The organism is uncultured Brachyspira sp. (assembly GCF_944390595.1).
In the GTDB taxonomy this organism is placed as follows: Bacteria; Spirochaetota; Brachyspiria; order Brachyspirales; family Brachyspiraceae; genus Brachyspira.
On record NZ_CALXRN010000141.1, the window covers coordinates 1 to 6,466 of the forward strand.

Consider the following 6,466-nt stretch of genomic DNA (forward strand, 5'->3'; position numbering starts at 1 on the left):
CCTGCATACTTTAATTTAGCTGCTTCTTATGAATATTTAGCACGTTCAAAAGATACTCCTTATGATAAAGAAGCAGAATATTTAAATAAAGCTAAAGATGTACTTGCAAGAGCTGAAAAAACTTTCCATAGAGGAAAAGATATGGGCGATGCTGCCAGAGAACAAAATCAAACTTATCAGCAAATAAAACAGTTTACTGCAAGAATAGATGCCCAGCTTAAAACTACAAGACAGCAGACAGATAGTTTAAAAGAACAGGCTATGAAAGAAGATTCTTTTGAAAGTTATTCTTCTTATGCTAATTATGTATATCAAAACAGACAGGATATTGATGAAACTTTATGGGCTAAACTTGAAGCTAGAAAAAGAGCAAAAAGCAGAGATCAGTTAGTTAATGTTAATAAGGATATATCTATACTTTATGCTAATATAGGAGATACAGACAGTGCTATAAATACATTAAATGAAACTCTAAAAATGCAGGATCTCACAAAAGAAGAGAGAACAGGTTTAGAATTTGATTTAGCTAATATTTATCTAAACAATAAGATGTATGATGAAGCTGTATACACATATTCAAAATACACCAACGATTTAACGCAAGACGGTGCTTTTGCTTTATACGCCATAGGTCATATATATATAGAACAGAACAAAATTATAGAAGCGTTAAATATTTATAATGACTTTAAAAAGAGAATGTCTCCTTTAGCTGCCAATAATGAAGTTATAGCTAATCTAGACAAAGATGTTGAAAGCAGAAGACTTCAGATAATGCAGTATATAGGAACTACAGGCGGAGTGCAATAAATAACTAAAAATAAAAAAGGCTTACTAATTCTAGTTAGTAAGCCTTTTATTTTACTTAATTTGTAAATATTTGTACCCAATATAAACTATTATTATATTCAAATACTCCGACACCTATTTTACCAAATTTACCATTTAATATATTTGCTCTGTGTCCTGGAGAATTAAGCCAAGATTTCATTACATCATCTGCATCTACCTGTCCATTAGCAATATTTTCACCAGAAGTATTATATGTGATATTATATTCTTTTAAAACAGTTAAAAATTGGCTGCCATTTGGTCTAGTATGAGAAAATAATTTTATCAATTCTTCAGCTCTCTTTTGTGCTGCTTCAGTTAATGTAGGATCAAGAATCAAAGAAGAAGATGTACCATTATCTTTTCTTGCAATATTCGCAAGCTCAACAACTCTTTTTCTCTCTTTATCTGCATCTAATTTATCTCTTGTTATATCATTGTTTCTTGATGCTACATAAATCATAACCCAATATTTTCTGCCGTTATTTTCATAAACTCCTACAGCTGCATGAGTAAATGTTTTATTTAAAATAAGATCTTTACTGCTTTTTAAGATTCGATTGAATATATCATTTACACTCATATCGGCTATTATGGAATTTTCAGAATATGAAGAAAATTGTATATTATTATCCTTTAAAGCTGTAGATTTACTTACTCCTCCTGCTATTTCTCTTACTCTCTGATTTGCTGCATTTTTTAACTGTTCTTCTGTTTTATATTCTGCAAGACCTGACTTTTTTCTCTCTTCATTTATAAGCCTAAATACCTCATCAGCTTCACTATTATCTTGTGAAAAAACCGGATGAATAAAAATTGCTAAACAGAATAATATTAATGATATTGATTTGTACAGATTCATTTTTAATACCTCCATTAAGTAATGTAACATTTATATATTTAAAACTGTTTTATTAAGGCATAGTAAATAAAATTTATAATTTAACTAATATTATAATTATATACAAATATAAATTTTCAATTCATTTCAGCATTCCGTAAATAACCATATATGGTTTTATAATACATTTACATCGAAAGATTTTATTAAAGCAATAAAAATGACTAATTATAATATAGACTAAAATTATTTTTTAATATATTATATAGCATCGTATATATACAAAAAATTTCGGATTGGGAATTATGGAAAACGAAGAATACAAAATTTCATTTATAACTATTTTAATAATCTGCTCATACATAGCATGCCAAATGATATCAAATATAGCAAGCGTAAAAATAGCAAATGTACTTACTCTTGCAGTTGATGGAGGAACATTTTTATATCCATTGGCATTTACAATAAGGGATATGGCTCATAAAACTATAGGAAAGAAAAATACTCAAAAACTTATAATAGTTTCTGCTATAATAAATATTTTCTCTCCTATTTATTTTTATGTAATATCTCAAATACCTGCCGATGCAAGCTGGGAATTTAATGAGGCTTTTCAATTAACATTAAGTCCTGTTTTAAGAATAGCAATAGCTTCTATTGTAGGATCAACTTTATCAGAATTGGTTGACACAGAAATATATCATTTCTTTGTTACAAAAATAACAAAGAAGCATCAATGGCTTAGAGTATTAATAAGCAATGCATTCAGTATACCAGTAGATAATTTTGTTTTTGTTGCAATAGCATTCTGGGGAGCATTGCCTTTTGATGCTTTAGTTGGTATATTTATATTTAACTTTGTGGTAAAATATGCTGTTACTATTATAAGCGTACCTATGATTTATTTAGTAAAAGAGAAAAATTAATACTAAAAAAACAGTATTGACATAAAACGATATAATTGTTATCTTTTGACATTAATACAATAAAATAAATAAATTGAGAGTGAAAATAATATGAAGGCTAATATTAAATATTTATCATCGTATTTACCGGAAAATATAATAACAAATTACGATTTAGAAAAAACTTTGGACACAAATAATGATTGGATAGTAACCAGAACAGGTATAGAAGAGAGAAGAATTGCTGATAAAACAGAAAGTTCAGGAGACATGGCTATTAAAGCTGTTAATAAGTTAAAAGAGAAAGGAGCTTTTATAGATGATGCTGATGCTATAATAGTAGCAACTTCTACAAAATCATATACATTTCCTTCCACAGCAGGAGTTATTCAAAAATCATTTAATATAAAAAACTCATGCCTTGCATTTGATATATCTGCAGCATGTTCAGGATATATATATGCTTTAAATACTGCCGCATCATTGATAGAAAGTAAAGAATGCAAAAAGGTTTTAGTAGTAGCATCTGAAAAATGTTCTGATATAGTAAACTGGCAGGATAGAAGTACTGCAATACTTTTCGGAGACGGAGTGAGTGCTGCTTTATTAGAAGCCGAAGAAGGAGATAAAGGCATTATTTCCACTGACATAGGGGCTGAATCCAATGACGAAATACTTATAGTAAAAGGAGGCGGAAGTGCATCTCCTATAACTGAAGAAAATGTTGAAGATAAAACCAATACTATATATATGGCTGGTACAGAAGTATTTAAAAAGGCTGTAAAAACATTCGATGACACTATAAACAAAACAGTAAAAAATGCTAATTTGGAATTAAAAGATTTATCATTGGTAATAACACATCAGGCTAATACCAGAATAATGAATGCTGTTGCTAAAAATTTAGGATTAAGTGATGATAAGTTCTATGTTAATATACAGAAATACGGCAACACATCAGCAGCAAGCGTAGGTATAGCTTTTACAGAGGCATTTGAATCAGGAAATATAAAAAATGGAGACTATGTACTTCTAACTGCATTTGGTGCTGGTCTTACTTGGGGCTCTACTTTAATTAAATTTTAAAGGTTTTTATTATGACATTATATGAATATCTGTATTCAGGATTCGGCAAAGCAGAAGATTTGAATTGTGCTGAAAAAATGCTCTATGGTGCAAATGATATATATAATTTAGGCATCAATAGAGATGATTTAAAGTTAGCTGCCGGATTTGGCGGCGGAATGGCTGTAGGAATTACATGCGGTATATTAACAGGCGGTATAATGGCATTATCTAAAGCATTCATAAAAGAAAAAGGACATGAAGGAACGCTTTTAAAAGAGATAGAAGCAGAATTCATAAATACATTCTATGATAAAATGAATGCTATTGATTGTACAACTTTGGTAGAAAAATACAGAGATCCTGAAAACGGATGCCGTTATTTAATACTTGAAGCAGCTAAAATATTTGATTATTTAATGGAAAAATATAAAGATTATAGAATAAATTAAATAATTATTTGGAGAACAATTATGAAATCATACAGAAAAGTATTAGAGATTAATTATCCAAAAAGAAGAGGCTATATAAATATAACGCCGGAGGTTCAAAAATGCTTAGAGGAAAGCGGCATAAAGGAAGGATTGATTTTATGCAATGCCATGAATATCACAGCAAGCGTATTTATCAATGATGATGAAAACGGACTTCATAATGATTTTGAAGTTTGGCTTGAAAAACTTGCTCCTGAAAAACCTCATAGTCAGTATAAGCATAACGGGTATGAAGATAATGCTGATGCACATCTTAAAAGACAATTAATGGGAAGAGAAGTTGTTGTTGCTGTTACAGACGGCAAACTTGATTTCGGTACTTGGGAACAAATATTTTACGGAGAATATGACGGAAAGAGAGTAAAAAGGGTATTAATAAAAATAATAGGCGAATAATTTTTTCTTTATATATAAATTATGAATTAAAAACAATGGGATAATAAGCACATTACCCCATTGTTTTTTTATATTTATTTAATCAAACAAAAGATAAATATTTCTTGAATTGTACTGCGATTCTTCTGTATATATAGCCCAATCTGTAAGCCTTTCTATACTATGCATTCCCCTATCGCCTTCATGCATACCTAAATCTTTATAAGGCTCATTAATCAAAGTAGCATCAAAGTATCCGTCATTAGTAAAATCATGAACATCAAACCATAAATGCTCTAAATCGTTAGGGTTTTCTTCTGTCTCTCCATATCCTAATTTTACTAAGAAAGAAGTTTTTTCATCGCCTTTATTCTTATCCAATAATTCTAAGAAATATTCCAATTTCTCAAAAGCAGCCTCTCTCATAAGAGAAGTTTCAAAATAGCTCATCATAAACATAGGATTGTCTGTAAGCTCATTTTTATAATAATCAAGTGTATGATAATTTCCATCCTTATCTACAGCAACAAGAATTCCTGAAGGAGTATTATGCATTCCGTCATTTCTGTCTTTAGCACTTCCCGGAACATCATCTGCAATATTGAGTTTTTTCAAAGCCTCTTCCCAAGGAAGCCAGCATACATAAACATTATATGCAGGATTAAATTTAAATCCTGGTTCAGGCACTCCCCTTTCTATAAACATTTTAGCACATGTATTTAATAATTGTCCGTAAGCAGCATTTGAATCTTCAACTCCTACTATCTCTAATTCAATAGAGCCTACTCTGTAAAGTCCATGCGTATGGAACCAATATTCAACTTTATTAGGGTCTTTATCATCATCATAAACAGCATGTATAGTATAAAGATAATCCAAAGATGAAGGCAAAGCAAAAGTAGAAGTATATGATAGCCAATCTCCGGAATGTGCTGTATAGCATGACATATCCAAAAATATAGATGCTTCCGGAACTAAACTATCTAATAATTTTAATTGTCTTTGATAATCTGTAAGCTGAAAATTATCAAATGTTGTAGAAACATGTACAGCATATCTGCATCCGCATGCTTCATTATAATCTTCTTCTCTTACAGTATTCACAGAAAATATTTCAGGTACATTCTCAGTCACAGTAGAAGCATCCACTAATGCAATATAAAAACTTAATTCATCTTTATTTTCTTCTTCATTTTCATTATTTTCTTCGTTATTATGGCATTGACATCCGCCTTCGGAATGACTGCATCCTCCTCCGCATTCATGCTCTTCTTCATCCATAACCATAGGCAAATACTGAAGTTTTACAGCCGCTTCCCATTTAGATTTATCTCTTATAAAATTAGATTCTTCTATTTCCTCTAAATCAACTACCAAATATTCATCAGATTCAGACAGTATACCTCTAAGCTCATCTATAGTCATATTATGATCATACTCTTTGGTAAATATTGCCGCCATCCATGATTCTAATCTTTGTTCTCCGCTTGAAAATATATTATATAATTTTTCATTGTAATCCATTAGTATTTGCACCTCTGATATAAACTTTTTCCTATTATACATTAAATAACAATAATTTTATATAGCATTTTTTATATTTTTTAATGAATGTTAAAAATTATATAAATTAATTTTTTATGTTACCGCATGATGAATAAAATTTAAAAAATATATATTTTCTATACGATTCAATTTTTTATTATAGTTTAACGCAGTGCATTAATAAAAAAGCTAGGGCGGGTGTGCTTTTTATAAAAAAATTTTTAATACATATAAAGTCAATATTTAAAATAATATTAATAAATCTATAGGGCGGGGTATGTAAATTAAATAAAAATTCATTATAAGTCATTAAAAAACGTATCCAATATCTTTTTATGCTTCTTCCATTCAGGCATATAAAGACTTACAACATCATAAAACTTCCTACTATGATTTGCCTCCACAAGATG

Annotated in this window: 8 protein-coding genes; 5 read left to right on the forward strand and 3 right to left on the reverse strand. The window is 29.6% G+C overall.

All coding sequences use genetic code 11. The features are described from left to right. Positions 1-810: tetratricopeptide repeat protein (locus Q0J90_RS08380; protein WP_367173877.1), on the forward strand; the 810-nt coding region annotated here is incomplete at its 5' end. 55 nt (positions 811-865) lie between these two features. Here Q0J90_RS08380 and Q0J90_RS08385 read toward each other — a convergent pair. Beyond that, positions 866-1,693, reverse strand: coding sequence for a CAP domain-containing protein (locus Q0J90_RS08385; RefSeq protein ID WP_297277471.1), 828 nt, complete (start codon positions 1,691-1,693; stop codon positions 866-868). A gap of 284 nt (positions 1,694-1,977) precedes the next feature. On the opposite strand from Q0J90_RS08385, the gene Q0J90_RS08390 reads away from it, so the two are divergent. The 4 genes from Q0J90_RS08390 (at position 1,978) to Q0J90_RS08405 (ending at position 4,532) form a co-directional block, all read left to right on the forward strand. Further along, the gene (locus tag Q0J90_RS08390) at positions 1,978-2,598 is read left to right on the forward strand and encodes a queuosine precursor transporter (RefSeq protein ID WP_297277472.1); all 621 of its coding nucleotides are present in this window, start codon (positions 1,978-1,980) and stop codon (positions 2,596-2,598) included. 90 nt (positions 2,599-2,688) lie between these two features. Beyond that, positions 2,689-3,663 carry a beta-ketoacyl-ACP synthase III gene (locus Q0J90_RS08395; RefSeq protein ID WP_297277473.1) on the forward strand — a complete coding sequence of 325 codons (975 nt, stop codon included), beginning with the start codon at positions 2,689-2,691 and terminating at the stop codon, positions 3,661-3,663. An 11-nt stretch (positions 3,664-3,674) separates the two neighbouring features. Beyond that, positions 3,675-4,094: a C-GCAxxG-C-C family (seleno)protein gene (locus Q0J90_RS08400; protein WP_297277474.1), complete on the forward strand. Its 420-nt coding sequence runs from the start codon at positions 3,675-3,677 to the stop codon at positions 4,092-4,094. Between the two features lie 21 nt (positions 4,095-4,115). Further along, positions 4,116-4,532: a secondary thiamine-phosphate synthase enzyme YjbQ gene (locus Q0J90_RS08405; protein WP_297277475.1), complete on the forward strand. Its 417-nt coding sequence runs from the start codon at positions 4,116-4,118 to the stop codon at positions 4,530-4,532. Positions 4,533-4,610: 78 nt separating this feature from the next. Here the strand turns inward: Q0J90_RS08405 and Q0J90_RS08410 are convergent, their stop codons facing one another. Continuing rightward, on the reverse strand, positions 4,611-6,035 hold the full coding sequence (locus tag Q0J90_RS08410; protein WP_297277476.1) for a DUF4026 domain-containing protein: 1,425 nt from the start codon (positions 6,033-6,035) through the stop codon (positions 4,611-4,613). 320 nt (positions 6,036-6,355) lie between these two features. After that, entirely contained in the window at positions 6,356-6,460 is a 105-nt protein-coding gene (locus Q0J90_RS08415) for a YgjP-like metallopeptidase domain-containing protein (protein WP_367173879.1), read from the reverse strand. Positions 6,461-6,466 lie beyond the last annotated feature (6 nt).